The organism is Actinoplanes sp. NPDC048967 (genome assembly GCF_040649415.1).
Taxonomy (GTDB): Bacteria; Actinomycetota; Actinomycetes; order Mycobacteriales; family Micromonosporaceae; genus Actinoplanes.
This window is the reverse complement of the sequence record NZ_JBEZFL010000009.1, coordinates 306,677-331,855: the sequence shown is the minus strand read 5'-3', so window position 1 is coordinate 331,855 and position 25,179 is coordinate 306,677. Positions and strand designations below refer to the sequence as shown.

23 protein-coding genes are annotated in these 25,179 nt (G+C 72.6%); 13 read left to right on the top strand and 10 right to left on the bottom strand.

The window, feature by feature from the left end; genetic code table 11:
* Positions 1-27: 27 nt before the first annotated feature.
* Both AB0C12_RS34265 and AB0C12_RS34260 read left to right on the top strand, forming a co-directional pair.
* Positions 28-432, top strand: a complete 405-nt coding sequence (locus tag AB0C12_RS34265; protein WP_360554175.1) for a PaaI family thioesterase — start codon at positions 28-30, stop codon at positions 430-432.
* 41 nt (positions 433-473) lie between these two features.
* The gene (locus AB0C12_RS34260) at positions 474-1,085 is read left to right on the top strand and encodes a TetR family transcriptional regulator (protein ID WP_360554173.1); all 612 of its coding nucleotides are present in this window, start codon (positions 474-476) and stop codon (positions 1,083-1,085) included.
* Here AB0C12_RS34260 and AB0C12_RS34255 read toward each other — a convergent pair.
* Both AB0C12_RS34255 and AB0C12_RS34250 read right to left on the bottom strand, forming a co-directional pair.
* Positions 1,021-1,701, bottom strand: a complete 681-nt coding sequence (locus AB0C12_RS34255) for a hypothetical protein (RefSeq protein WP_360554171.1) — start codon at positions 1,699-1,701, stop codon at positions 1,021-1,023. The two genes, AB0C12_RS34260 and AB0C12_RS34255, sit on opposite strands and share 65 nt — an antisense overlap.
* 66 nt (positions 1,702-1,767) lie before the next feature.
* Positions 1,768-2,568, bottom strand: coding sequence for a hypothetical protein (locus tag AB0C12_RS34250; RefSeq protein ID WP_360554169.1), 801 nt, complete (start codon positions 2,566-2,568; stop codon positions 1,768-1,770).
* Positions 2,569-2,650: 82 nt separating this feature from the next.
* Between AB0C12_RS34250 and AB0C12_RS34245 the strand changes: the two genes are divergently transcribed.
* The 3 genes from AB0C12_RS34245 to AB0C12_RS34235 are packed head-to-tail and all read left to right on the top strand — an operon-like array spanning position 2,651 to position 6,061.
* On the top strand, positions 2,651-4,312 hold the full coding sequence (locus tag AB0C12_RS34245; RefSeq protein ID WP_360554167.1) for a serine hydrolase domain-containing protein: 1,662 nt from the start codon (positions 2,651-2,653) through the stop codon (positions 4,310-4,312).
* Positions 4,313-4,346: 34 nt separating this feature from the next.
* Positions 4,347-5,012, top strand: coding sequence for a response regulator transcription factor (locus AB0C12_RS34240; protein WP_360554165.1), 666 nt, complete (start codon positions 4,347-4,349; stop codon positions 5,010-5,012).
* Between the two features lie 20 nt (positions 5,013-5,032).
* Entirely contained in the window at positions 5,033-6,061 is a 1,029-nt protein-coding gene (locus AB0C12_RS34235; protein ID WP_360554163.1) for a HAMP domain-containing sensor histidine kinase, read from the top strand.
* Positions 6,062-6,105: 44 nt separating this feature from the next.
* Here AB0C12_RS34235 and AB0C12_RS34230 read toward each other — a convergent pair whose 3' ends face one another.
* Positions 6,106-6,696: a TIGR03086 family metal-binding protein gene (locus tag AB0C12_RS34230; protein ID WP_360554161.1), complete on the bottom strand. Its 591-nt coding sequence runs from the start codon at positions 6,694-6,696 to the stop codon at positions 6,106-6,108.
* Positions 6,697-6,742: 46 nt separating this feature from the next.
* Complete coding sequence (locus AB0C12_RS34225) at positions 6,743-7,906, bottom strand: epoxide hydrolase family protein (protein WP_360554159.1); 1,164 nt, start codon at positions 7,904-7,906, stop codon at positions 6,743-6,745.
* Between the two features lie 119 nt (positions 7,907-8,025).
* On the opposite strand from AB0C12_RS34225, the gene AB0C12_RS34220 reads away from it, so the two are divergent.
* The gene (locus AB0C12_RS34220) at positions 8,026-10,329 is read left to right on the top strand and encodes a histidine kinase (RefSeq protein WP_360554156.1); all 2,304 of its coding nucleotides are present in this window, start codon (positions 8,026-8,028) and stop codon (positions 10,327-10,329) included.
* A gap of 9 nt (positions 10,330-10,338) precedes the next feature.
* Here the strand turns inward: AB0C12_RS34220 and AB0C12_RS34215 are convergent, their stop codons facing one another.
* The gene (locus AB0C12_RS34215) at positions 10,339-10,944 is read right to left on the bottom strand and encodes a response regulator transcription factor (RefSeq protein WP_360554154.1); all 606 of its coding nucleotides are present in this window, start codon (positions 10,942-10,944) and stop codon (positions 10,339-10,341) included.
* A 190-nt stretch (positions 10,945-11,134) separates the two neighbouring features.
* Here AB0C12_RS34215 and AB0C12_RS34210 point away from each other — a divergent pair, with 190 nt between their 5' ends.
* Entirely contained in the window at positions 11,135-11,635 is a 501-nt protein-coding gene (locus AB0C12_RS34210; RefSeq protein ID WP_360554152.1) for a sigma-70 family RNA polymerase sigma factor, read from the top strand.
* A 10-nt stretch (positions 11,636-11,645) separates the two neighbouring features.
* Complete coding sequence (locus AB0C12_RS34205; protein WP_360554150.1) at positions 11,646-12,521, top strand: hypothetical protein; 876 nt, start codon at positions 11,646-11,648, stop codon at positions 12,519-12,521.
* 32 nt (positions 12,522-12,553) lie between these two features.
* On the opposite strand, the gene AB0C12_RS34200 is transcribed toward AB0C12_RS34205, so the two are convergent.
* Complete coding sequence (locus AB0C12_RS34200; protein ID WP_360554148.1) at positions 12,554-13,207, bottom strand: helix-turn-helix domain-containing protein; 654 nt, start codon at positions 13,205-13,207, stop codon at positions 12,554-12,556.
* 94 nt (positions 13,208-13,301) lie between these two features.
* Here AB0C12_RS34200 and AB0C12_RS34195 point away from each other — a divergent pair, with 94 nt between their 5' ends.
* Genes AB0C12_RS34195 through AB0C12_RS34185 form a run of 3 tightly spaced genes read left to right on the top strand, consistent with a single transcriptional unit; the run spans position 13,302 to position 17,141 of the window.
* On the top strand, positions 13,302-13,790 hold the full coding sequence (locus AB0C12_RS34195; RefSeq protein ID WP_360554146.1) for a nucleoside deaminase: 489 nt from the start codon (positions 13,302-13,304) through the stop codon (positions 13,788-13,790).
* Complete coding sequence (locus tag AB0C12_RS34190; protein WP_360554144.1) at positions 13,787-14,194, top strand: VOC family protein; 408 nt, start codon at positions 13,787-13,789, stop codon at positions 14,192-14,194. The genes AB0C12_RS34195 and AB0C12_RS34190 overlap by 4 nt, the downstream gene beginning before the upstream one ends.
* A 10-nt stretch (positions 14,195-14,204) precedes the next feature.
* On the top strand, positions 14,205-17,141 hold the full coding sequence (locus AB0C12_RS34185) for a BTAD domain-containing putative transcriptional regulator (RefSeq protein WP_360554142.1): 2,937 nt from the start codon (positions 14,205-14,207) through the stop codon (positions 17,139-17,141).
* Between the two features lie 163 nt (positions 17,142-17,304).
* On the opposite strand, the gene AB0C12_RS34180 is transcribed toward AB0C12_RS34185, so the two are convergent.
* Genes AB0C12_RS34180 through AB0C12_RS34165 form a run of 4 tightly spaced genes read right to left on the bottom strand, consistent with a single transcriptional unit; the run spans position 17,305 to position 22,037 of the window.
* Positions 17,305-18,999, bottom strand: a complete 1,695-nt coding sequence (locus tag AB0C12_RS34180; protein ID WP_360554140.1) for a trehalase family glycosidase — start codon at positions 18,997-18,999, stop codon at positions 17,305-17,307.
* Positions 19,000-19,022: 23 nt separating this feature from the next.
* On the bottom strand, positions 19,023-19,832 hold the full coding sequence (locus AB0C12_RS34175; RefSeq protein WP_360554138.1) for a carbohydrate ABC transporter permease: 810 nt from the start codon (positions 19,830-19,832) through the stop codon (positions 19,023-19,025).
* Positions 19,829-20,782, bottom strand: coding sequence for a sugar ABC transporter permease (locus AB0C12_RS34170; RefSeq protein ID WP_360554136.1), 954 nt, complete (start codon positions 20,780-20,782; stop codon positions 19,829-19,831). The genes AB0C12_RS34175 and AB0C12_RS34170 overlap by 4 nt, the downstream gene beginning before the upstream one ends.
* A gap of 1 nt (position 20,783) precedes the next feature.
* Positions 20,784-22,037: an extracellular solute-binding protein gene (locus AB0C12_RS34165; RefSeq protein ID WP_360554134.1), complete on the bottom strand. Its 1,254-nt coding sequence runs from the start codon at positions 22,035-22,037 to the stop codon at positions 20,784-20,786.
* Positions 22,038-22,267: 230 nt separating this feature from the next.
* Here AB0C12_RS34165 and AB0C12_RS34160 point away from each other — a divergent pair, with 230 nt between their 5' ends.
* Together AB0C12_RS34160 and AB0C12_RS34155 are read left to right on the top strand one after the other, a co-directional pair.
* Positions 22,268-23,281 carry a LacI family DNA-binding transcriptional regulator gene (locus AB0C12_RS34160; RefSeq protein ID WP_360554132.1) on the top strand — a complete coding sequence of 338 codons (1,014 nt, stop codon included), beginning with the start codon at positions 22,268-22,270 and terminating at the stop codon, positions 23,279-23,281.
* Positions 23,282-23,354: 73 nt separating this feature from the next.
* Positions 23,355-25,178, top strand: coding sequence for an RICIN domain-containing protein (locus AB0C12_RS34155; protein WP_360554129.1), 1,824 nt, complete (start codon positions 23,355-23,357; stop codon positions 25,176-25,178).
* The last annotated feature ends 1 nt before the right edge of the window (position 25,179 follow it).

Below are 25,179 nucleotides of genomic sequence, written 5' to 3'. Positions count from 1 at the left end.
TCAGCTGATCTCACGGGAGGACCAGCCATGACAATCACCGCCGACGAGGTGTACGCCGCGGCCCCGTTCGTCAGGACGCTCGGCGTCGAGTTCGTCCGGATAGCCCCGGACGGCGTCGTGGGGCAGCTGAGGTTCACCCCGGCGCTGTCCACCGTCGGCGGCGCCATCCATGGTGGCGCGCTCATGAGTCTCGCCGACGCCTGCGCCGCGGTGTGCGCGTGGGCCAACGGCACCGCGGGTGCCGTGCCGGCGACCAGCGACTCCACCACCCATTTCCTCGCCCCGGTGACCGGCCGGGCGACCGCCACCGCGACACCGGTGAACGTCGGCAAGCGACGCGTCGTCGTCGATGTGGCCATCCACGACGACGAGGGCCGCCTGTGCGTACGGGTGATCCAGACGGTGCGCCTGCTTCGCCCATCACTCGGCTGACCGTTGTCACGACGAGTCATCGGGGCAGGTATCTTGGCGCCATGCCCCGGTGGGAACACGGAAGTGAGGAGCGGCTGAAGCAGGCCGCCATGGAACTGTTCGGCGAGCAAGGGTTCGAGGACACCAGCGCCGTCCAGATCGCGGCCCGGGCCCGCGTCACCACCCGGACCTTCTTCCGGTACTTCCCGGACAAGGAGGAGGTCCTCTTCGCCGAGGCGGACGGGCTCAACGAGGCACTGGTCCAGGAGCTCGTCCAGGCGGAGGACGTCTCGGAGCCGCTCCGGGCGGTGATCCGGACGTTGGCCGGTTTCGACTGGGAGAAACTCGGATCACGGAAGCTCCAGCAGCGGCGGTACGCACTGATCGCCGCGAACGCTCACCTGCTGGAGCGGGACCTGATCAAACAGCAGCAGCTGACCGACGGGCTCAGCGATGCCCTCCGCCGGCGTGGCATCGACCCCGACATCGCCGAGCTCGCGGCGACCGTGGGGAGCCAGGTCTTCCGGACGGCCTACCGGCGGTGGCTGGCCGGCGACGACACGGACCTGGCCACGATCACCGGGAGCGTGCTGTCGCTGCTCGCGACGATCATGCCCGCGGCGTCGCGCCGCTACCCACCCGAAGACCGGTCCCGCGCCGCTCGATCGCGATGACCAGGACCGGGCCTCGCAACGGTCTGCTCCACGTCAACCTGTCCACGCCTTCGGTCACGTGCTGCCGGCGTGGCGACGCGTCCTGTCCGGCCTCGTCGATCAGCACGAACGAGGTCAGTCTCAGGTCGCCGCCGGGAACTTCGACCCGTACCGCGTCTCCGTCCTGGCGGGCAGTCAGTCGCAGGGGCGGCACCTCCGGATCAACCCGCTCGTCGCCGGCGTGCCCGAGCGGCACGAGAATCAGCAACGGCCAGAGTGGTCGCGGCGGGCCGGTCGAGCGGCGCACGACCACAACCTCGCTCGGCCGGTCGTAGCGCACCCGATCGTCCAGGGTGAGCCAGCCGGCATCGGCCTCGCGGAGCGTCCGGCCGAGACGGTCGAGGACGGGTTGAAAGCCTGCGACGTCGACGTACCGGGACCGCGCCCCGTCAGTCAGCATCACCCAGGCGCCGGACACATCGGACCGCCTGACCAGGGCCTCGAACCGTGCGGCGGCCTCCTCGGCCGGACGCCGGAGGTCGGGCTCAGCGGTGCACGCGCACGCCGGCTCCGGCCTGCCGGCCGTGCTGACGGCGATGGTCACCGCCGCGGCGAGAACCGCTCCGGCAAGGCCCACGATGATGATCCGGCGTATCGACACGGGCCTTCGACGTCGCCCCACCCGGCCACGTTCCCGGCGGCCCTAGCTCTTCGTCTCGGGCAGCCGGTCGGCCAGCAGGCGGGTCAGGATCCAGCCGTCCTCGACCTGCGTCATCGGGATGACGAGCCGCCGGGGCCGGCCCGCCGCCCGCGCGAGGAGGAGCCGGCCGTCGTCGAGCTTCCAGCCGGTGACCTCGTCCCAGCGAAGGGGCGCCTTCCTCGCGTACGTGAGGCCGCCCCGATCGAGGGTCACCCTGCCGAAGACCAGTGGCTGCCCGGCGGAGAGAGCATGCCGGGCGCGCCGGGCGAGAGGCTGAACGGCGGGAGCGTCCAACGCGTCGGCCAGTGTGGGGGACCCGTACGCGTTCGTGAAGTCGACCGGTAGTCGCACCACCCGCCCGTCGAAGGTCCGCAGCCGGTAGCCGACCAGGCTCGCGCCGCCGCCGTCCTCGTGCGGCGACCACTCCCAGTCGACCTGCCCGACCTCGTCCCAGCGCAGGCTCTCCCGCACCTGCCCGCGGTGGTCGAGCGAGGCCAGCCCGCCCTCGTACAGGTAGAGCCACCAGCGCCGGCCCGGCCGGAAGAACCCGCGCCCGACCGGCACGATCAGGACCACGAGCCCGGCGACTGTCACCCACGCGACCCACAGCGGAGCGACCCCGGTCTCCCCCACCCCGATCGGTACGAGGCACAGCGAGAGGACGAGCCCGATCAGCAGCGTCCCGAGGGCCGTCTGGGCCGGCCCCTCGGTCTCCCGCACGAAGAGGCCGGCGACCGGTCCCAGCCTCAGCTCGTGTCCCAGCGACGTGGCGTGCCCGTGTGGTGGCGCCAGCTCGTCCGGCATGCCTCGACCTTCGCAACAGGTGTCAAGCGGGAGAACCGGGCCGTTTACATCACGTTCTCAGCTCCGCTCCTACCGTCGCGGCATGAACAAGCGATGGCTTTCCGTGGTGCTGGTGCTGGCTGTGACGGCGGGCTGCACCGCCCGAGAACCGGCTCCGGCCCCGCAGTGCGACAGCAAGCTGGCGGCGGCGTTCGGCGCGTGGGCGCGGGCCGGCTTCAGCGGTGCCGTCGCCGTGTCGACCGGTGGCCGGTTCGAGTGCCTCGCCGGTTACGGCGCGGCCGACGACGCCACCGGCGCCCGGAACACCGCCGACACGGTGTACAGCATCGGATCGGTCAGCAAAGCGTTCACCGCCACCGCGATCCTCCAGCTCGCCGACGCCGGGAAGCTGTCCCTCGACGACCGGGCCGGCGAGCTGGTGCCGGCGATCGTCGGGCCGGCGGCCAAGGCGACGGTACGCCAACTGCTCCTGCACACCAGCGGGATCAACGGTTCGATCGGCGCCGACGACAAACCGCTGGACCGGGCCGGCGCGATCGCCGCGATCAACAAGCTGAAGCTCGCGTTCCCACCCGGCACGAGCGACGCCTACTCCAACACCGGGTACACGCTGTTGGCGCTCATCATCGACACCGTGTCGGGCCTGTCGTACCGCGACTACACCCGTACGCAGGTCCTCACGCTGCCCGGCGGTGCGGTCACCGGCGGCTTCTGGCACGGCCGGCCGGCCCCCGCCGGGCCCTTCGCGGCCGGGTACCTCGATGACGGCGAACCCAGCCGGTCCCGCGACTTCACCGGTCCGTACTGGACGACGGAGGGCAACGGTTCACTGGCCATGACCACCAGGGAACTGGCCACCTGGGCCCGCGCGCTGTTCCGGGGCGGGCTCGTCACTCCCGGGTCGGCGAAGCTCGCCGGCGATCCGGGATATCCGGTGGGCGACGGCCGGGCGTACACGCTGGGCGGCTGGATGGCGTTCGACGCCACGGCGTACGGCGAGCCGATCGTGGCCATCGCCGGCGGTGGCGGCGACGTCGGCCACAACGTGGCGGTCCTCTGGATCCCCGAGCGGGACCAGGTGATCGCGATGTCGTCCAACCGATCGGTACTCACCGCCGAAAAGTTGCTGGCCGCGACGGTACGGTCGCTGGTGGCCGGCCATCCCCTGCCGACGCCGACCGCGCCGGCCGCAGGGGCTGACCCGGCCGCGATCGCCGGGAGGTACCGGCTGGAGACGGGAGGATCGTTCGAGGTGACCGTGGCCGGCAACCGGCCGAGGGTCTCGGCCCTCGGTCCCGACGCGGTGGGGGCGCTGTTCCCGGCGCGCGGCCGCTTCTCCGCCGAAGACCTGCGCGAGCACGAGAAGCGCGTGCTCTCCGTGCTCGCCGGACAGACCGACGAGGGACGCGAGGAGCGCAAAGGCGTGGCGGCCGAGTACGGACCGATCTCCGCGGTGGCCTCCGATGGCACTGTCGTCGCCGAAGGCGAGATGCGCACGTACGTCACCCTGACCACCCGCGACGGTCCGCGCCTCGGCTGGTACGCGGTCGACGAGCACAGCACCATCGCGGGGGCGGAGCTGCCGACCCAGCCGCCGGCCCTGCCACTGGTGCCGGTCGGCACGGACAGGTACCGCCCGGACGACCCGACCGGAACCGGCCCGGACGTGACCCTCGACTTCGCCGGCGGCCAGGTGACCGTCTCCGGGCCGGCCGGGACGACGACCGCGCGGCGGTCCCGTTGACATCGCAACGCTGCCCGCGGAAGGGGAATGTGCCATGCGCGTCCTGCTGGTCGAGGACGACCCGGATTTGGCCGAGATCGTCGCGCTGGGCCTGCGGAACGAGGCCTACGCGGTCGACGTGGCCGGGACCTACGCGGCCGCCGAGGAGCTGCTCGGCACCACCGCGTACGACGTGGTGTGCCTCGATCTGGGCCTGCCGGACGGCGACGGGCTCGCTCTGGTCCGGCGCGCCGCGGTCGACCCGTCCCTGCGCCGGCCCCGGCGTCATCTCGTGCTGACCGCCCGCGACGCGGTGGCCGACCGTGTCGCCGGGCTCGACGCGGGCGCCGACGACTACCTGGTCAAGCCGTTCCACTTCGCCGAGCTGCTGGCCCGGCTGCGGGCGCTGGGCCGCCGCGAGGACAGCGCCGGGTCGAGGTTACGGGTGGGTGAGCTGATGCTGGATCTGGCCACCCACCGGGCCTGGCGGGCCACGACGCCGCTCGACCTCACCGCGCGGGAGTACTCGTTGCTGCGGTACTTCATGCACCACCCGGGCGAGGTGCTGTCGGCCGAGACGCTGCTGGAGCACGTCTGGGACGCCAACGCCAACCCGTTCACCTCGTCGGTCCGGGTGATCCTCAGCCGGCTCCGCCGCAAGCTCGGCGAGCCGCCGCTGATCGTCACGGTCACCAGCACCGGCTACCGGCTGCTGCCGTGACGGGCCGGGGCTGGCGGTCCTTGCGTACGCGGATCGCGGTGCTGGGGTTCCTGGCCGGCTACGTGCCCGCGCTTCTGCTCTTCGGCGTGGTCGTGGTGAGCGACGTCGAGACCGAAGCGGCCGGCGGCGAGCTGGTGACCAGCGCCTCCGGGCACCGGTCGACCTGGCTGACCTGGACGGTGCTCGCCCTGGCGCCGGTGGCCGCCGCCCTCGCCTGGGGCCTGGCCGGACGGGCGGTGCGTGACCTCGACCGGGTCCGGGCCGTCGCCGAGGACATCGGGGCCGCCGACCTGAGCCGGCGGGTCGGGCTCGACCGCGGCCCGAGCGAGGTGGTCCGGCTCGCGGCGAGCATCGACGACATGCTGGCCCGCCTGGAGCAGGCGGCCGAGACGCAGCGCCGGCTGATCGAGGAGACCAGCCACGAGTTGCGGACGCCGCTGTCGGTGCTGATGGCCAACGCCGAGGTGCTCCTGGCCCACCCCGACCCGTCGATCGAGGTGTACCGGCTCGGGCTGCGAAGGACCGCGACGGCGGCCGCCCGCCTCCAGGCGACCATCGACGAGCTGCTGGTGGACGCCCGGGGCCGGGCCCGCACGATCGCGCGGCGCCCGGCCGACCTCCTGGCCGTGGTCCGGGCGGTCGCCGACGACGTCGGCGTCCTCGCCGCGGCGAAGACCATCGAGCTGTCGGTCACCGGTCCCGAGGCGGCGGAGTGCGCATTCGACGAACCCACCGTACGGCGGGCAGTGACGAACCTGGTCGACAACGCTGTCCGGTACGCCCCGGCCGGCAGCATCGTCGAGATCCGCGTGGAGGTGACGGCGTACGAGGTCGCCGTGGTGGTGACCGACCACGGCGCCGGCATCCCGCCCGCCGAGCAGGAGGAGGTGTTCCGGCGTTTCTGGCGCAGCCGGACCGACGTCGCGGGCACCGGCCTCGGCCTGCCGATCGCCCACCAGGTGGCGCTGGCCCACGGCGGCGAGCTCACCCTCGTCTCGCCCGGCCCGGCCGGCGACGGCTGCGCGTTCCGGCTCGCGTTGCGCCGCTGACCGCGTCCCGGGGCCACCGGCTGGGGTGGCCCCGGCGGTGCCCATCAGTGGCCGGCCGGTGTCCAGAGCGGGTCGCGGCCGAGGTAGCGCACCAGGGTGGCGGCCGGTCCGTCGCCGGCCTGCACGGGCAGGGCGGGTGCGTAGGCGAAGCCGCGCAGCGGTTCGGCCGTCGCTCGCGCGGCCGGCAACAGCTCCTCGGCCAGTGCGTCGGTCAGCGGTGTCGGCTGACCGGTCGCCACAGCGACGTCCCAGGCGTGGACGGCGGCGTCGAGGGCGCAGGCAGCCGCCGCGAGGGCCGGTGTCATTTCCGGTACGGGCGGCAGCGGGGTGCGCACCGATGACGCCGCTGGGTCGACGCCGGCCCAGGCACCGGTGGCCGCCTCGATCGCCTTGGTGACCGTGTCCTGGACGCCGGCGTCGAGCCGGCGCGGCGGATCGAACGGGTCGTAGGACGGCAGCGAGCCGGCTCCGACGATGGACGCCCAGGCGTGCTGGTCGCCGGCGGCGTGGAACAGCACCTGGGCCACTGTCCATTCCGAGCAAGGTGTCGGGTCGTCGAGCCGGTCGGTGTCGACAGCCCCGGCGGTGACCTGGCGCAGGGCGTCAAGAGCGGTGGTGAGTACGGTGAACGTCACGGATGGTTCCTCTCGATGGGTTCCTGCCGGCTGTCGGGCCGGACGCTCAGGTGAGTGCCGCGAAGAACTGGCGGATGTCCTCGACCAGCAGGTCGGGGGCGTCGTGCGTGGCCCAGTGCCCACCGCGGTCGTAGGTGTTCCAGGCGACGATGTTGTGGTGGTCGCGTTCGGCGAACCGGCGCACGGCGTGGAAGTCGAAGGCGAAGGCGGCCAGGCCGATCGGCACGGTGGTGGGCCCGGCCGGATCGGCGTTCCGGGCGGCCCGGTGGTTCTCGTAGTAGAACCGGGCCGACGAGGCGGCGGTGTTGGTGAACCAGTACAGCGCCACATTGGTCAGGATGTCCTCGGGGCTGAGCGCGGTGCCGAACAGCTGGCCGCTCCAGGCCAGCTGCCCGGCCGGCGAGTCGGCCAGGGCGTGGGCCAGGGTCTGCGGCTGGGCCTGCTGGGACCGGTCGTGGACGGCGTGCTCGGTGAACGCCTGGCCGAACCGCAGGGCGCCGAAGTCCTCGGCGGTGAGCCCGTCGAACTCGCCCGCGTCGCCGCGCGGGAAGGAGAAGATCTGCGTGACGTGCACCCCGCTGACGTGCTCGCGGTCCAGCTCACCGAGCAACGGCGAGACGATGGCGCCGGCGTCGTTGCCGTGCGCGCCGTAGCGGTGGTAGCCCAGCCGCCGCATCAGTTCGGCCCACGCGGCGGCGGTCCGCCCCGCGCTCCAGCCGTGCTCGGTCGTGGGCCCGGAGAAGGTGAAGCCGGGCAGCGACGGGATGACCACGTGGAAGGCCGGCGCCCCGGCCCGGCCGTACGCGGCCGGATCGGTCAGCGGACCCACCAGGCCCAGGTACTCGACGAAGCTGTTGGGCCACCCGTGGGTCAGGATCAGCGGGACGGCGTCCGGCTGGGCCGAGCGCACGTGCACGAAGTGGATCCGCTGACCGTCGATCTCGGTGGTGAACTGCGGGTACTCGTTCAGCTCGGCCTCGCGGGCCCGCCAGTCGAACGAGGTGCGCCAGCGCTCGACCAGATCCCGGACGTACGAGCCCGGGACGCCGTACTCCCAGCCGGCCGGGGCCGGGGTGCCCGAGCCACCGGCGACGACCTCCTTCTCGGGCAGCTCATCGGCCCAGCGGGTACGGGCGAGCCGCTCGGCCAGGTCGTCGAGACCGGCTTGCGGTATCGCGATGCGGAACGGGGTGATGCTCGGATCGGACACGACGGTCGCCTCCCTGTGAACGTCTTCGGCCTGCATGAACGGTCACAGACCCGAGGGGTGCGAGGTAGTGTCTGCCGCACGAGTTCGGCTGCAGTTTGCACATCGGCCGGGGAGGGTTCGTGACCGCGTCCAGGCCGATCCGGCTCGCCACGATCCCGGTCGTGCTGTGTGTCGCGCTCTACTGCGTGTACCGCATCCTCGAGGTCGTTCCCTGGGGTGGTTACGATCCCGGCTTCGACCCCGGCGGGCGGGTGCTGGCCACCGGCGTCATTCTGGGGACCGGCGCGGTGCAGCTCCGGTTCGCGTTCACCCGCCTGTCCGGTGCGCGCGCCGGCGCACTGCTGGGTGCCCAGGTCCTGCTGGTCTACGGGCCCTATGTCGCGTTCGGCTCCCTCTGGGACCCGTCCGGGGCCTTCGTCGTCGCCGCCGTGCTGCTCACCTTCGCCGGTCGGCACTCCTGGGCGGTGGCGGCGTTCGCGGTGACCTGCGACCTCACGGTCCGGGTGCTGCTCGACCAACCGGGCATCGTGGACGCCGACGGTGTGGTCTATCCGCGGGTGGCGTACTCCGCCATCGTGGCGGTGGCCAACGGGCTCCTGCTGTTCGGCCTGTCCCGGCTGAGTCAGCTGGTCCGGGACCTGGACACGACGCGCGCCGCCGGCGCCTGGCTGGCGGTGGTGGATGAGCGGCTGCGGATCGCCCGTCGCCTGCGGGAGGTGGTCGGGGAACGGTTGACGACCATCATCGCGACGTGCCGGCGCACCGAAGCCGCGCTCGACAGCGACCAGGCGCGCGCGGTGGCCGGCGCGGCCCGGGAGGCGCTGGCCCAGGTGCGGACGGTCGCCGACGACTACCGTGACCGTTCGCTGGCCGCTGAGGTCGCCGCGGCCCGTACCGTGCTGACGGCCGCCGGCGTCGAGGTGACCGCCGGGCCGGTGCCCGAGGATCTGCCCGGGCCGGTCGACGCCCTGCTGGGGTCGATCCTGCGCCGCACAGTCATCGACGCGCTGCGAGCCACACCCCCACTGAGCTGCCGGATCGAGCTGGACGGCTCGGCGTGGCTGCGGGTGGGCTTCACCGGCGGCGAGCCCGGCCGGCCGGCTCCGGACGGGATCGCCGAGGAGGCCGAGCGGCTCGGCGGCCGGGTCCAGGCCGGTTCCGGGCCGGGCACCACGGGCGGCATCGACGTACGGATACCCGTCCAGGGGCACCGTTCCGGCGGCCCACGCAGCCCGCGCTCGGTCGCCGCCGCACCCTGGCTGGCGTGGTGGATCGTGGCCGTGCTGGAGCTCGACCTCTTCGTCACCACCCTGGCCCGGACGCAGGGGTCGTGGTCCTTCGTCGAGCCGGTCTCCACGCCCCGGCTGATCGGCATCATCGCTCTGGTCGTACCGCTGAGTCTGCTGCAGCTGCACCACGTCCGGCCACGCTCCGGCAGCGCGCCGCCGGGGTGGCGGTGGACCCTCGTTCTGCAGATTCTGCTGCTCGGCGTGCTCACGGTCGTCGGCGGTGAGAACGTGCCGGCGCTGCCGTACGCGGGCCCGGTCGCCGGCGTCGTGCTCTTCCACGTACGCCGGCCGTGGTCATGGGTCGTGGCCGGCGGCATGATCCTGGTCTCCGCACTCGTGTCCCTGCACCACAGCGGAGTCGACCTCACCGCCACCGCGCCGCGGGCAGTGGTGCTCTGGATGATCCTCTCCCTGCCCTGGACCCTGCTCACGATGGTCGCGGTCGCCGCGCTGTGCCGCCTCCCGCTCGCCGCCGAGCAGCTGGTCGTCGCGCGCCGGGAGCTGGCGCGGCTCGCCGTGCTGCGCGAACGGCTCCGGATCGCCCGCAACACCCATGACCTGCTCGGTTTCCATCTCGCCGCGATCGCGCTCAAGGCCGACCTCGGCGACCGGCTGACCGGCACCGATCCGAGCGCGGCGCGGGTCCAGCTGGCCGAGGCGGGCCAGGTCGCCGAGAAGGCGTTGCGGTCGCTGCGGTCGATCACCGCCGAGCCGGCCGGGCTGTCGTTCACCGACGAGGTGGAGAGCGCCCGCGCGATGCTCACGGCCGCCGGGACCCGGGTCGCGGTCGAGCTGCACGCCAGACCCGAGCCGTCGGTGGAGTCGCCGCTGGCGATCGTCCTGCGCGAGGCGGTCACCAACGTCGTACGCCACGCCCGGGCCACGACCTGCGAGATCGAGACCCGGCCACTGCCCGGTGGCATCCGGCTACGGATCACCAACGACGGCGTCTCCGCCGCGCCGGCCGGTGCCACAGCCGGCAACGGGCTGGCGAACCTCCAGTCACGGGCGCGTGAGGCCGGCGGCCGTCTGGAGGTGCACCGTCAGGACGACCGGTTCACCCTCGTCGCCGAGATCCGTACCGGTGGGCCCGAAGGGCGGTTGCCCGAAGCCGTGGTCTCCGTCGCCGGGTAGCGGCCGGGCTCACAGCCAGCCGGCCTCGCCGGCGATCCGGATCGCGTCGACCCGGTTGCGGGCACCCAGCTTGGTGACGGCCGTGGCCAGGTAGTTGCGGACCGTCCCGTACGACAGGCCCAGCCGCTCGGCGACCTCGGTCGGTTCGGCGCCGGAGGCGGTCAGCCGCAACACGTCACACTCACGCTCGCTCAGCGGGTTGCCGGCCACGTCCAGGGCCGCGAACGCCAGCTGCGGGTCGAGGACCCGGCCCCCGCCGGCCACCGTGCGCACCGCCGCGACCAGGTCCTCCGGCGAGGCGTCCTTGCCCATGAAGCCGGCCACCTTGGCCGCGAGGGCGCGGCGCAGGTTGCCCGGGCGGGCGGCGCCGGTCACGATCAGGGTCTTGCACTCCGGCAGCCACTGGTGCAGCTGGGCGGCCGCGCTGATCCCGTCCAGGCCGGGCAGTTCGATGTCGATGACGGCCACGTCCGGGCGGACCAGCAGCGCGGTGGTCACGATCGCGTCGCCGGCCTCGACGGCACTGACGACCTCGATGTCGTCGGCGAGATTGAGCACGCCGACCAGCGCCTCCCGCAGCATGCGCACATCCTCGGCAAGCAGCACGCGGATCACGGCGGCTCCCCTTCCGGACACCCCTCGCTCAGGTCGGACCGCGCGAAGCATACGGGTGCCCGCTGTCGCCGCGCTGACGTCCCGCTCACGCGAGCCGGCGGCGAAGTTCCGATGAAATAGTGCCGGGGCGACAGACATGTAGGGGGTGCCGGGCAGAACCTGACCGGTACCACCGACTGAGGGAGCCGCCTTGGCCCGCACATCCGATGCCGCCGCCTTCGAACGCCTCTACCGGGCCTGTTACGAGGATCTGCTGCGGTACGCCCTGCGCCGCACCGGTCAGCCGGAGACGGCCGCCGACGTGGTGGCGGACACCTTCCTGGTCGCGTGGCGGCGGTTCGACGACCTGCCACCCGGCAACGGCCGCGCCTGGTTGTTCGGGGTGGCCCGCAACGTGCTGGCCAACCAGTACCGCGCGGCCCGCCGCAGCGCTGACCTGGCCGCCCGGCTGCGTCATGAGCTCGGCGGCGCCATCGTCACCGCGCCCGGGGCACCTCCCGAGATCTCGGCGGCCTTCGCCACCCTCACCGCGGCCGACCAGGAGCTGCTGCGCCTGGTCGCCTGGGAGGGACTGTCCGCGGAGGAGCTTGCCGTGGCGCTCGACTGCTCCGCGAACGCCGCCCGCATCCGCCTGCACCGCGCCCGCACCCGGTTCGCCGCGGCGCTGCGGTCACCGTCGATCACGAAGTAGAGGACCCGCCATGACCGAACCCGCCATGACCGAACCCGATCGCCTGATCCGGCTGCTGTCCCCGGACCTCGACATCCCGCACCCCGCGGCCGACCCGACCGGCCCGGCCGCCGACGACCTGCTGCGCCGCGTCATGTCCACGCCACCGTCGCCGCACCGCCGCCCGTGGGGTGTGCGCCTGGCCGTCGGCGCCTCGCTGGTGACCGGCTTGGCCGCCGCCGTGGTGGCCGCCAGCTTGTGGTTGCCCCGGTCGAGCCCGACCGGCCCCACGCCGGCGCGAGCCGCCACCCTCCGGATCACCTCCGGCGACAGGTACCTGGAGATCCGCATCCAGGACCCGGCCGCCGACCCGCGGCGATACCGCGAGGAGCTGGCGGCGCACGGGCTCGACATCGATCTCTCGCTGGCCGCCGCCGAGCCCGAGCGCGTCGGCCGGGTCGTCTTCCAGGAGGACGACGTCCGCGGGATCGAGCCGGTGGAAGCCCCGGGGAACTGCACCGCCAACGGCAACTGCGCAGTCGGCGTCCGGGTCCCGCTCTCCTACCGGGGGCACGCCCGGATCGTCTTCGGCCGCACCCCGCTGCCCGGCGAATCCGTCGAGGGCGATGCCCCCGTGCTCACCACCACGGACGAGGCGTCCCTGGACGCTCTGGTCGGCAAGCGCGTGTCGGAGGCGCGCCGGCTGCTGAGCGCGAACGGGCGGAAGGCCAGCTACCGCGTCGGCCCGAAGTCGCTGGAGGCGCCCGCCGCCGAGGTGCCGGGCTCGTGGATCATCTTCGACACCGCGCCGCTGGCCGGTGGTGTCGTGGTGATCTGGGCGTCGCCGGACGGTCAGGCGCCGGACTACGACGACGACGTCCCGGTCGAGCCCACCCCGACGCGTTAGCGCAGTTGAGCCGGAGCCCCGTGCGTCGCCGATCAGACGGTCCCCGCGGTCCGCCAGCGGGCGGCCAGGTCGGACTGGCGCGCGGGGCGGCCCGGCAGTGGCGCCTCGGCCGGGGCGTGCAGAGCCTGCAGGAGCAGAGCGAGGTAACGATGACGCAGGGCGGCACCGCCATCGGCGCCGGGGAGCTCGATGAAAGCGATCATCTCCAGCAGCAGCGTGACGTCGGCCTCGGAGACGTCGCCGCGGAGCTCGCCGGAACGACGGACCCGTTGGAACAGGGTCTCGGCCAGCTTGCCGGCCCGCATGGCGAGAGCCGAGAGCTCGGGCGTCGGGGTGAACGTGCCCGCCAGCCGCTGCGCCAGGGCCTGGCTCTGGCCGTCGATGACGCGGGCCAGGCAGGCGACGTAGGTGTCCCACGGCGCGTCGGCGGAGGCCAGCGCCGTCTCGAGATCGGCGATGTAGCGGTTGAGGCCGTCCTCGGCCAGCGCCCGCAGGAGGTGCTCCTTGCTGGGGTAGCGCCGGTACAGAGCGCTGATCCCCACCCCGGCCTGCACGGCGACCTTCGCGATCGGCGCTTCCGGATCGGCCAGGAACACCGCCCGGGCGGCGTCGAGGATGCGCCCGTCGTTGCGCTGCGCCTCGGCCCGGCGGCCGCTCAGGGAGCTGCGGTTTTGTTCCTCGGCCATCAGTGGAGGCTAGCAGTGGATCACGGTGAGCTGCTCTGCTAGCGTGCCGGAGGAGCAATGCGTTCCGTTCCGTTTCAACCGACGGGGGCCTGACTTGCTGACCGACATCGACCTGGTGCACCTGCGCCGCTGCGTCGAGCTGGCGCGCGAGGCGCTCGACGCGGGCGACGACCCGTTCGGCTCCGTGCTGGTCGGACCCGATGGAGAGCCGCTGCGGGAGGAACGCAACCGCGCCGGCGCCGGGGACGAGACCAGACACCCCGAGTTCGACCTGGCCCGATGGGCCGCCACGGAGGTGCCCGCGGCGACCCGGCCCGGCTGCACGGTCTACACCTCCGGCGAGCACTGCCCGATGTGCGCGGCGGCCCACGCGTGGGTCGGGCTCGGCCGCATCGTCTATGCGGTGTCCGCGGTTCAGCTCACCGGGTGGCGCACCGGCTGGGGGCTCCCGCCCGGACCCGTACGCGTGCTTCCCGTCGAGGCCGTCACCACGGGCATCCCGGTGTCCGGGCCGGCCGACGAGTTGCTGGAGGTCATGCGCGAGCTGCACCACCGGGCCGCGCTGCGAAGGCCGACGGCATGACGGTCCGCCAGCTCCGCCTCGTGGTGCACGCGGAGGACTACGAGCAGGCGGTCACCTTCTTCCGCGACGCCCTCGGGATGCCGGTCGCGGAGTCCTACTCCGGTGGCGGCGGCGCCGAAGTGACCATCCTGGACGCGGGCCGGGCCACCCTCGAGCTGTCGAACACCGCGCAGATCGAGCTCATCGACCGGGTCGAGGTCGGGCGCCGGGTCGCACCCCGGTTCCGCCTGGCGCTCGAGGTCGAGGACTGCGAGTCGGCCACCCGCACCGCGATCGAGGCCGGGGCCACCCCGGTCGCGCCACCCACGCGTACGCCCTGGGAATCGGTCAACGCCCGGATGGACGCGCCCGGGACGATCCACCTGACCCTGTTCGAGGAGCCGACGGACCCGGGTCCCGCTTGAGGGGGTGCCGGTGGCGGCTGTCATCCATTTCCGCGTCCTGGGCACCTTGGAGATCCGGCGGGACGGCGCGCTCGTCGTCATCTCGGCGGCGAAGCTCCGGATCATCCTCGCGTCGCTGGTGCTGCACGCGGGCCGCGTGGTGCCGGTCAGCGTCCTGATCGACCGGCTGTGGGACAACGAGCCGCCGGCCGAGGCGCGCGCGGCCCTGCAGACGTACGTCGCACGGCTGCGCCGGCAGCTGGGCGCGGACGTCGCCATCCACACGCGCAGCGGCGGGTACGTCATCGAACTGCCACCGGGCTCCTGCGATCTGCAGAAGCTCGACGAGCTCCTGGAGAGCGCGCGGACAGCCCTGGGTCAGGGCGACCGGGCGGCCGCCCTGGAATCGTTGCGGGCGGCGAACGCGCTGTGGCGTGGTCCGATCCTGTCCGACGTGGAGTCGGCCACGTTGCATCGTGAGGAGGTGCCGCAGCTGCGGGAGCGGTGCCTCGAGGCGGCCGGACGCCGGTTCGCGCTGGAACTGGCGCTCGGGCACCACCGGGCGGTCGTCGAGGAGCTGCGGGCGCTCGTCGCGGCGTACCCGTTCCAGGAAGAGCTGCGGGCCCACCTGATGCACGCGCTCTACCGATCGGGCCGGCAGGCCGAAGCCCTGAGGGTCTACCGCGACGTCGCCGCCCTGCTGCGCACCGAGCTGGGCCTGGATCCGGGGCCCGAGCTTCGCGCTGTGCACCAGGCGATCCTGCTCGGCGAATCGCTCGACGGCGACGCCCCCGGCCGCGCCGGGCCGGATCCGCCGGCGCTGTGCCAGCTGCCACCGGCGATCGGCGACTTCGTCGGCCGGACCGCTCAGGTGGCCACGATCGCCGGCTCACTGGAGGCCGGCGGCGAGCCGGCCCGGTTGCCGATCGTGGTGCTGAGCGGGGTGGCCGGCGTGGGCAAGTCCGCGCTCGCCGGGCAGGTCGCGCACCGCGTACGGGACCGCTTCCCGGACGGTCAGCTCTACGTCAACCTCGGCGGTGGCGGCGCCGCTCCTCGGGACGTGTCCGAAGTGCTCGGCGAGCTGCTGTACGCGCTCGGGCTGCTCCCGGACGCTCAGCCGCGCTCGGTACCGGCGCGGGCGGCGACGTTCCGCGCGCGGGTGGCCGACCGCCGGGTCCTGATCGTGCTCGACGACGCCGCCGACGCCGGGCAGGTGGCACCGCTGCTGCCCGGAACCGCCGGCTCCGCCGTCCTGATCACCAGCCGGCGGTCACTGGACGAGCTTCCCGCCGCCGATCACCACCGCCTGCAGCCGTTCTCGGTGGCGGAAGGGGTGTCGCTGCTCGCCGAGATCCTCGATCCGGACCGCGTCGCCGGCGAGCGGCCGGCCGCGGAGGAGCTGGTGGAGCTGTGCGGCCGCCTCCCCCTCGCGGTACGCATCATCGGCGCCCGGCTCCAGCCCCGGCCCACCTTGCCGCTGCGCGCGCTGGCGGATCGGCTGCGGGACGAGCGCCGGCGCCTCGACGAGCTGGCCGTGGGTGACCTGGCGGTCCGCTCCGAACTGGCGGTCGGCTACGGCGGGCTGGCCGGCCCCGTCCAGCTGGCGCTGCGCCGGATGGGTCTGCTGGCCGCCGAGTCCTTCGCCGCCTGGACGCTCGGCGCGGTCCTCGACGGCGGCGACGGCGAACGCGCCGTCGAGCAGCTCATGGCGGCCGGGCTGCTGGACCCGGTCGGCCTGGACCTGACCGGGCAGCTGCGGTACCGGCCGCACGACCTGGTCGCGCTGTTCGCCCGGGAGCTGGCCCGCGGCGAGGACCGGGAGGTGACCCGGGCCGCGTACCGGCGCCTGCTGGACACGTTCCTGGTGCTGGCCCATGACGTGCACGTACGGGTGGACCGCAAGGACGGGTTGCCGCCTGACCCGTTGCCGGACGACCTCGACGCGGCGCCGGTGGACCTCGCGACCCTGACCGCCGACCCGGGCGCGTGGTTGCAGACCGAGCGGGGTCAGCTGCTGTACGCCATCACGCAGGCGTGCGTGCTGGGCAGCTATGACAAGGCGGCACTGCTGGCCGACCTGACCGTCCCACCGCTGTCCATCCGCGGCGGCTACGAACAGATCGTCCAGGTCCGCGCCGCCGTCCGGGACGCCGCCCGGGCGGCCGGGGACGAACGGGTGGCCAGCCGGCAGGCGAGCAGCCGGGCGGATGTCCTGCTGTCACTGTGCCTCGACGACGCCGCCGCGGAGTTCGAGGAATCGGTCGCCGTGTTCCGCCGCCGGGGACTGCGCCACGAACTCGTGCACAGCCTGACCGGCCTCGCGTTCGCCCGGATGTTCCAGGGACGGCCGGCTCTCGCGCACGCGGAGGAGGCGACCGCGATCGCGTACGCGACCGGCGACCCGGACGACATCGTGCTGGCCCTGCGCACCCACGCCGACACCCTGGTCCTGCGGGACCGGCCGGCCGAGGCCCTGCCGCTGCTGGACCGGGCGCTGGCCCACACCCGGGCCCTGTGGAACAACGACAGCCATCGGGCACTGCTGGTCCGTAAGCTGGACTGCGCGATCTCGCTCGGGCGGCTGGACCTGGCCGACGCGACGTACGCGCAGGCCCGCGAGGTGACCGACGCGGTCGGCAACGCCCACGGCTTCGGCTGGCTGCTCGTGCACCACAGCCGGCTGCGCCGCGCGCGCGGCGACCTGCCCGCCGCCATGAGCGACGCGCGCGAGGCGCTACGACGCATGGTCGAGGCGGGCGATCCCCGCGGGGTGTTCCTCGCGAATCTGCGGTTGGCCGAGGCGCTGCTGGCCGGCGGCGACTCCCCCGGTGCCATCGCCCTCCTGCACACCCTGCTGTCCACTTCGGACGTGGCGTCCGTACCACTGCTCAAGGCAAAGGCCGAGGCGCTGCTCAGGCAGGCGTCGTCAGCCCGCCTCGACAACGATGTCGCAAATCGCGCCGGGTGACAGGCACGCGGTGAGGCGCTCGGCCTCGGTCAGCAGGGACTCGCGTTCGGCGTGCGGGGCAGCCGGGCATGCTCGGCACCGACCTCACCGTGGCCGACGCGCCCGAACTGGTGGCCGTCCTGGGCAGGCCGGCCGAGCGCTACCGGCGTGCCACGGCGGCCGGCTAGGTCATCCGAGCGGCGAGGATCAGGTACACGGCGGCGGTCCAGGTGTACGCCCGGTCGCGCAGACCGGCTCCGGTCCCGGCGTCGAAGTTCTCGGCGAAGCCCGATGTCTCGCACAGTTCGCGGAAGCGGCCGCTGATGTCGTCGGCCAGCTCGTCGTGCCCGGCCCGCCGCAGGCCGTCCTCGATCAGCAGGGTGGCGGGGGCCCAGATGGGGCCGCGCCAGTATCCGTCAGCGGCGTACCGGGGCGAGTCGAGCGGCTCGGTGGCCAGCCCGTGCGGAGTGAGGTGGGCCTTGAGGCCCGCGGCCAGGGCCGTGCGGATATCCGCCGGCAGGTCGGCGCCCAGCGCGATGGGCATGAGCGCGAGCAGGCTGGTGCTGCCCGAGGTCTCACCGGTACGGGGAACACGGGCCAGGAACCGGCTGCCGTCCCACAGGGTCGACAGCAACGCGGTCTTCAGCTGCTCCGCGGTGGCCGTCCAGTGCTCCGCCGCCCCGGCGTCATTGAGCTCGGCGGCGAGGCTGCTCAGCTCCCGCAGCTGAAGGATCAGGAACGCCGTGAGATCGGCGGTCTCCAGCACGCGGCCCGCGTCGAAGGTGGTCGCGTTGTCCCAGCCGCTGTCGTTGCCGTGCTGGTAGTGCGGCAACGGATGCCCGGGCACCCGGCGCTGGTCGAGCCAGAACGAGGTCCATTCGCGCAGCCGCCGGTAGGTCTGCGTCAGCTGCTCCCGGTCGAGCGGCGGCAGCGCCTGCCGCAGGCGGCGCAACGCCCAGCCGTGGATGGGCGGTTTGACGAAGTTGTGGAGGACCTCGGAATGGGTCACCGAGTCCGGCAGCGCGCCGGTCGGGTCCTGGTGGTCGAACGGGATGTGGAACTGGTCCCAGGCCAGTCCGGGATCGCCGGCCGCCAGGGCCAGCGCGGTGAAGCAGTGGTCCCAGCTCCACACCTTGTCCATCCAGTGCTTGGACATCAGCACGGCCGGGCGGCCGAGGAACCCGCCGGGCGCCACGGTGGCCGACCACAACACGTACGTGGCGAGTTCGGCGGCCGGGGTGCGGGCGTCGCGCCAGGGGGCGACGGCGTCGACGTACCGGCCGAACGCGTCAGCGGTGTCGCGGGCCACCTCGTCGAAGGTCGCGGCCGGGCGGTACGGGTCGCGGCTGGTCGCGTACTCCTCGATGGCCAGTTCCCAGGCCGGGCCGCCGGGCAGGTCCAGGTGCCGGTCGCCGGTGCCGAGCAGTTCGACGCCGGCGACGGCCGGGTCGCCGGCCAGCACCGTGATGCGGTAGCGGTGGCCGGTGGCATAGGAGGTGAACACGTACGCGCCGTCCCGCGGATCGCGATAGAGGTAGGTGCCGGAGAACGGGGTCAGCGACGCCGCCGCGACCGCGATGCGCAGGCCCAGCCCGGTGCCGCGCACCCTGATCGTGTCGGCGTTCTCGTAGACCAGGTCGACGTGGCCGGACGGGTGTTCCCACCGCAGCCGGGACGGCGTGGCCGAGACCGGCGCGTCGACGCGCTCCCCCGCGCTCCGGGCCTCGAAACGCAGCACCGCGTGCATCCCGGACCGGTGCGAGACCAGGTGCAGGTCCTCGGCGTAGGTCTGCTCGGCGATGACCGGGGAGATGTCGAACCAGGACTCCCGGTGGCTGAACGGGATGTCCCGTACGGAAAAGGTGGTGACCACGGACATAGGTGCCTTTCGCCGGTGTTGGCTCAGTCTTTGACCGCACCGGCGGTGACGCCGGCGGCCACGTAACGCTGCGCCAGGATGAGCAGCACGGTGGCGGGAACGGAGGCGACCACCGCGGTGGCCATGATCGCGTTCCACTGCTGGTTGTTGTTGCCGATGTAGTGGTAGATGCCGAGCGTGATGGGCTGATGGGCGCCACCGCCGTCGAGGGTCGCGGCGAAGACGAAGTCCGACCAGGCCCACAGGAAGGCGAACAGGCTCACGGTGACGATCGCGTTGCGGCTGACCGGCAGGATCACCGAACGGAAGGTGCGCCACCGGGAGGCGCCGTCGATCATCGCGGCGTCGGTGAGCTCGGCCGGGATGCCGGCCATGAAGGCGGCGAAGATCAGCACCCCGAACGGTACGGCGATGGTCGAGTCGGCCAGGATCAGCCCGGCGACCGAGTTCAGCACGCCGGCGCGCAGATAGATGGCGTAGAAGCCCATCGCCATGATGATGCCGGGGATCATCTGGGCGATCAGCAGGACGAAGCTGAGGGCCCCGCCACCCCGGGGACGCAGCTTGGCCAGCGAGTATCCGGCCGGCGCGGACAGCGCGAGCGTCACGGCCACCGTGCCCACCCCGATCAGCAGACTCGTGCCCAGGTACGGCAGCTGCTGGTCCAGGACCGCGCGATAGCCCTCCAGGGTGCCGTCGAACGGGAACAGGTGCGGCGGGTCGGCGCGCATGTCGGTGTCCCGGGTGAAGGACACGTTGATCATCCAGTAGACCGGGAACAGCATCACGGCGGTCAGCCCGAGGCCGGCGACCGTCTTCAGCGCTCTGCTCATGCCGCCTGCCTGCGCTGCATCCGGATGTGGACCAGGCCGCACACCAGCGCCAGCACGATCAGCAGGTTGCCGACCGCCGCGCCCGGGCCGAACCGCGGCAGCGCGCTGCCGAAGCCCAGCCGGTACGACCAGGTGGCGAAGGTGGCCGAGGCGTCGGCCGGACCACCCCGGGTCATGATCCAGATGATGTCGAAGACCTTCAGCGTGTAGACCAGGCCGAGCAGGATCGTGATGGCCGAGACGGGACGCAGCAGCGGGAACGTGACCCGCCAGAAGCGTTGCCATCCGGAGGCGCCGTCCAGCGCGGCCGCCTCGTGGATCTCCGCCGGGACCGCCTGCAGACCGCTGTAGAGCACCACCAGGTTGAACGGGACACCGATCCAGATGTTGGCGATGATCACGCTGACCAGCGCCCACCGCGGGTCGGTCAGCCAGTTGACCGGTTCCGCCCCGAACACCTGAAGGGCGGCGTTGACGATCCCGGAATCGCTGTTGAGCATCCAGGACCAGCTCGAGGCCGAGACGATCAACGGCAACAGCCACGGTACGAGGAACAGGGCGCGCAGCGTCGCGGAAAGCGGGAAGTGCTGGCGGAAGAACAGGGCCAGCGCCATGCCGATCGAGAACTGGAACACCAGGCACACCACGGTGAAGACGACAGTGTGCGTCAGCGCGGGCAGGAACGTCGGGTCGGCGGCGACGGTGCGGTAGTTGTCCAGCCCGCTGAAGGGCGCCCCGCCCTGCACGAAGGAGCGCACGGTGTAGGCGCGCAGGCTCAGATCGAGGTTGCGGTAGAGCGGGTAGGCGTAGAACGCGCCGAGGTAGAGCACGACCGGCGCGGCGAACGCCCACGCCCACCACTGTTCCGCTCTGCCCCGGCGCCGCGCGGCCCGGTCGGGCTGTTCGGCCGCCGGCTGCGCGCGCGGGCGTTCCTTCACAGGTGCCGCCATGTCACTTGGTGGCCGCGGCAGCGGTGGCCTGTGCCGCCTTGAGCGCGTCCTGCGGGGACTTGCTCCCGCTGAGTGCGGCCTGGAACGCGCCCCACATCGGCTCGGAGATCTTCGGGTACCTGGTGCCGAGGTTGTCGCTCGTGCGGCCCTTGGCCGCCTTGACCGCCTCGACCCAGACCTTCAGCTGCGGGGTTTCGCTGATCTGCTTGGCCTGCACGGCGCCGGTGGCCCCGATGTAGGACAGCGTGGTGTCCGTGGTGTACGCGTTGTCGGCGCTGGTCAGGCAGGCGATGAGCTTGGCCGCGACGGCGTACCGGCCGGTGTCGCTCTGCACGGGTGCCGTGACGAACTCACCGCCGGTGGGCGCCGGGGCGGTCCCGCCGGCGCTGGACGGGACGGGGATGATCCCGTACTCGAAGCCGGCCTTCTCGGCGTTGGCCAGCTGCCACGTGCCGTTCTCGGCGAAGGCGTAGTCGCCACTGGCGAACTCCTGCCAGCTGGTGGTCTGGGTGTTGTTGATGACGGAGTTGGGGGCGTAGCCCTGCTTCAGCCAGTCGGTCCAGAGGGTGAGCGCGGCCACGGCCTGCGGCGAGTCCAGCTGGGTCAGGTTCGCGCCGGAGCCCCAGAACCAGGGCAGGAACTGGAACGAGCCCTCCTCGGTGCCGATGGCCGAGAAGGTGATGCCCTTCTTGCCGGCCGCCTTCACCTTCTGCAGCGCCGCGGTCAGCCCGGCCCAGTCCTTGATCGTGGCCGGGTCGACCTTGGCCGCGTCCAGGACCTTCTTGTTGTAGTACAGCGCGAGGGTGTTGGCCCCGATCGGCATCCCGTACGTCTGGCCGCCGACCTGCCCGGCGGCCAGCAGGTTGGGCTCGGCCGCCGAGGTGTCGATCCGGGTGTCCGCGGTGGTGGTGAGCACTCCCGCCTCGGCCAGCGTCGACACCACCGGGTTGTCGACGATCAGCACGTCCGGCGAGTTGCCCTGCTGCGCGGCCAGCAGGGCCTTGTTGGTCAGGTCGGTGGTGTCATAGCCGGTCCGCTGGATCGTCACCCCGGCGCCGGTGCCGCAGGCCGTCAGCAGCTTCACCCAGTCGGAGCCGGTGTCGAACTGCGGGTACGGGTCCCAGATCGTGTACTCCGCGGCCGACGCGCCGGACGACGGAGAGCCGGAGTCGGAGCAGGCGCCGGCGAGCGCGGTCAGAGTGATGGCGAGCAACGCGCAGCCGGCAACCCGGCGGCCGATGGTCGAGGTTCTCATGTCGGACAACTCCTGAATGCGGCAACGACAACGACAGGCATTCGAATCGGTTCGACTACTCGGTGCGCCGACAGTAGGACTCCGCCACCGCACGGTCAACACCTTCACCGGGCGGTATTGTCGCGTTCTGAAACATCTTGGCCATCGCGCCGGCATCCTATTGACACCGCTGGATGTCCCTGCCTAGCGTCAGCCGCGAACCGATTCGACAGCGATAGGATCAGGTGCTCATGAACATTGGGGAGATCGCCCGCCGGGCCGGGGTGTCCCGCAGCACCGTGTCGTACGCGCTGAGCGGGCGCCGATCGGTGAGCACGGAGACCAAGCAGCGGATCCAGGCCGTCATCGACGAGATCGGTTACCGACCCAACGCCGCCGCCCGGGCTCTCAAGGAGGGCCGGACCCGTACCCTCGGGCTGGTCATCCCGCCGGCCAGCCTGCGCCTGACCGACATGCAGCTCGGCTTCGTCGCCAGCGTCGTCGAGGCCGCGGCCCACGCCGACCTCGACGTGCTGCTGTCCCCCTCCGGCGGCGACCACGACCGCTCGTTCGAGCGCCTCGTCTCGGGCCGCCGGGTCGACGGGGTCATCCTCATGGAGATCCGGCTGGAGGACGAACGCGTCACCACGCTCCAGCAGCGAGGGCTCCCGTTCGTCACCATCGGCCACACCGCCCACCCGCACGGCACCTGCTGGGTCGACGTCGACTACGCCGCGCTGGTGGCCCGCTGCGTGCACCACCTGGCCGACCTCGGCCACCGCAACATCGCCCTGCTCAACCGGTCGCCCGAACTGCTCGCCGCCGGTTACGGCCCGGCCCACCGGGCCCAGGCGAGCTTCGCCGAGGCCGTCCGGCAGCGCGGCCTGACCGGGATCGAGCAGCCGTGCGCCGACGACCCGGCCGCCGGCGAGGAATGGTTCGAGCAGCTGCGCGAACGCCACCCCGAAGTCACCGCCATCACGACCGTCAACGAGGCGGCCCTGCCCGGCCTCCAGCGCGGCATCGAGCGGCTGAACGTCGCCGTCCCGCGTGACCTGTCCATCGCCGGGGTCGCCGCCCGGCACTGGGCCGAGGGCTTCCGCCCCCAGCTCACCGCCGCCGACGTCCCCACGCTCGAGATGGGCTCGCACGCCGTCGAGCTGCTCCTCGAACGGATCGCCGCGCCCAGCAGCCCGCCGCGTCACCTGCTGCTCGCGCCGCCCATCGCCCTGCGCGACAGCACCGGACCCGCCCGCACCAGCTGAACCGTCCGCTCCCCGGGACGAGCCGCCGGCTCCTCCCGCGATCCCTGCTGCCCTTCTCCCCTCCGGAGGCACCGTGAGACCCGCATCCCCCACGCGTACCCGCATCGGCCGCATCCTGGCCGGTGTGCTGGCCGCCGCCGGCGTTCTCGCCGCACCGGCCCCGGCCCGCGCCGACGACCAGAGCATCAGCGTGAACTTCGCCGCCACCGGGACCGCGCCGACCTACCGGGCGTCCGGCTGGATCTACGGCATGACCGAGAACGGCGCCGCGCCACCGGACAACTTCTTCACCGACATCAAATACCAGGCCATGCGGGCCGGCGGCGCCCAGCTGCCGGGCGGCGGCTGGCAGGGCGGCGGATACGACCGCCGATGGAACGCCACCCGCGCCCAGATGCTGCGCACCAAAGCCCTGGGCGGCACGTTCATCCTGCTGCCGCACGACCTGTGGGGCGCCGACGGCGCGGGCATCCCCCGGTTCCCCGGCGACAACGGCAACTGGACCGACTACGACAACTTCCTCACCCGCGTCATCACCGACGTCAAAGCCACCGGGGTGCCGGTCCAGTGGGACATCTGGAACGAACCCAACCTCTCCATCTTCTGGAACCGCACCCAGGCCCAGTACTTCGAACTCTGGCGGCGCACCTACCAGCGGCTGCGCGCCGACATGCCCGGCACCCTGATCGTCGGGCCGAGCCTGGCCGGCGTCCCCTCCACCAGCGGCGGCTGGTGGGGCCAGTACCTGGACCACGTCAAGGCCAACAACGCGGTGCCGGACATCTTCAGCTGGCACTCCCTGCCCGGTGACCCGGTGGCCAACGTGGCCGCCGCGAACTCCTCGCTCGGCTCCCGCGGCATTCCGCACAGCCGGCCGTACCAGATCAACGAGTACGGCGCCGGCGACGAACAGAACCCCGCCGACGGCGCCTGGTACATCACCCGGCTGGAACGCGCCGGCGCCGACGGGCTGCGCGCCAACTGGGCCAGCGGCGGCAACCTGCACAACGACCTGGGCAACCTGCTCACCCACAACTCGGCCGGGCAGTACCAGCCCAAGGGCGAGTGGTGGGTCTACCGGTTCTACGCCGGACAGACCGGCACCGGTGTGCCCACCACGGCGTCCGCCGGGTACGACGCGTACGCCACCAAGGCCGACGGCAACGCCAAGATCCTCGTCGGCGGCGGGCGCACCACCGGCAACATCGCGGTCAACCTGCAAGGGCTGAACACCACCACCGGCATCGTGACCAACAACCAGGTCCGCGTGCAGGTGCAACGCATCCCGCACAACAACGGCGGCGCGGTCACCGGACCCACCACCGTGCAGGACCAGAACGTCACCCTCAACGGCAACGCGACCACCGTGACCATCGCCAACAACACCGTCACCGACGCGTACACCATCACGGTCCTGCCGCCCATCAGCACGGCGGGCTTCCAGAGCACCGCCGTAGCCCAGCACAGCGGGATGTGCCTCGACAACACCGACCGGCGGACCACCGACGGCAACCAGCAGCAGCAGTACCCCTGCGACGGCGGCACCCAGCAGCAGTGGAACTTCCGCCCGGTGTCCGGTGTGGCCGACACCTACACGGTCGTCAACCAGCAGAGCGGCAAATGCCTCGACATCAGCGGCGTGTCCACCGCCGACGGCGCCGCCGTACAGCAGTGGACCTGCCTCAGCGGCGGGCTGAACCAGCAGTTCACTCTGCGGCGGGTCAGCTACGCGGGCAACGACGCGCACGACTACCAGCTCGTGGCCCGGCACAGCGGCAAGTGCGTGGACGTCAGTGGTGTGTCCACCGCGGCGCGCGCCGTCGTCCACCAGTGGACCTGCAAGCCGGTGGCTCAAGCGAGTCCCCTCAACCAGACCTGGCGACTGCTCGGCCGTTGAG

Bases quoted from the DNA above. Each gene is read 5' to 3' on its own strand.
- AB0C12_RS34265 (WP_360554175.1), top strand. From the start codon at position 28: ATGACAATCACCGCCGACGAGGTGTACGCCGCGGCCCCGTTCGTCAGG.
- AB0C12_RS34180 (WP_360554140.1), bottom strand. From the start codon at position 18,999: ATGTCCGTGGTCACCACCTTTTCCGTACGGGACATCCCGTTCAGCCAC.
- AB0C12_RS34175 (WP_360554138.1), bottom strand. From the start codon at position 19,832: ATGAGCAGAGCGCTGAAGACGGTCGCCGGCCTCGGGCTGACCGCCGTG.
- AB0C12_RS34165 (WP_360554134.1), bottom strand. From the start codon at position 22,037: ATGAGAACCTCGACCATCGGCCGCCGGGTTGCCGGCTGCGCGTTGCTC.
- AB0C12_RS34170 (WP_360554136.1), bottom strand. From the start codon at position 20,782: ATGGCGGCACCTGTGAAGGAACGCCCGCGCGCGCAGCCGGCGGCCGAA.
- AB0C12_RS34245 (WP_360554167.1), top strand. From the start codon at position 2,651: ATGAACAAGCGATGGCTTTCCGTGGTGCTGGTGCTGGCTGTGACGGCG.
- AB0C12_RS34240 (WP_360554165.1), top strand. From the start codon at position 4,347: ATGCGCGTCCTGCTGGTCGAGGACGACCCGGATTTGGCCGAGATCGTC.
- AB0C12_RS34205 (WP_360554150.1), top strand. From the start codon at position 11,646: ATGACCGAACCCGCCATGACCGAACCCGATCGCCTGATCCGGCTGCTG.
- AB0C12_RS34250 (WP_360554169.1), bottom strand. From the start codon at position 2,568: ATGCCGGACGAGCTGGCGCCACCACACGGGCACGCCACGTCGCTGGGA.
- AB0C12_RS34190 (WP_360554144.1), top strand. From the start codon at position 13,787: ATGACGGTCCGCCAGCTCCGCCTCGTGGTGCACGCGGAGGACTACGAG.
- AB0C12_RS34260 (WP_360554173.1), top strand. From the start codon at position 474: ATGCCCCGGTGGGAACACGGAAGTGAGGAGCGGCTGAAGCAGGCCGCC.
- AB0C12_RS34160 (WP_360554132.1), top strand. From the start codon at position 22,268: ATGAACATTGGGGAGATCGCCCGCCGGGCCGGGGTGTCCCGCAGCACC.
- AB0C12_RS34200 (WP_360554148.1), bottom strand. From the start codon at position 13,207: ATGGCCGAGGAACAAAACCGCAGCTCCCTGAGCGGCCGCCGGGCCGAG.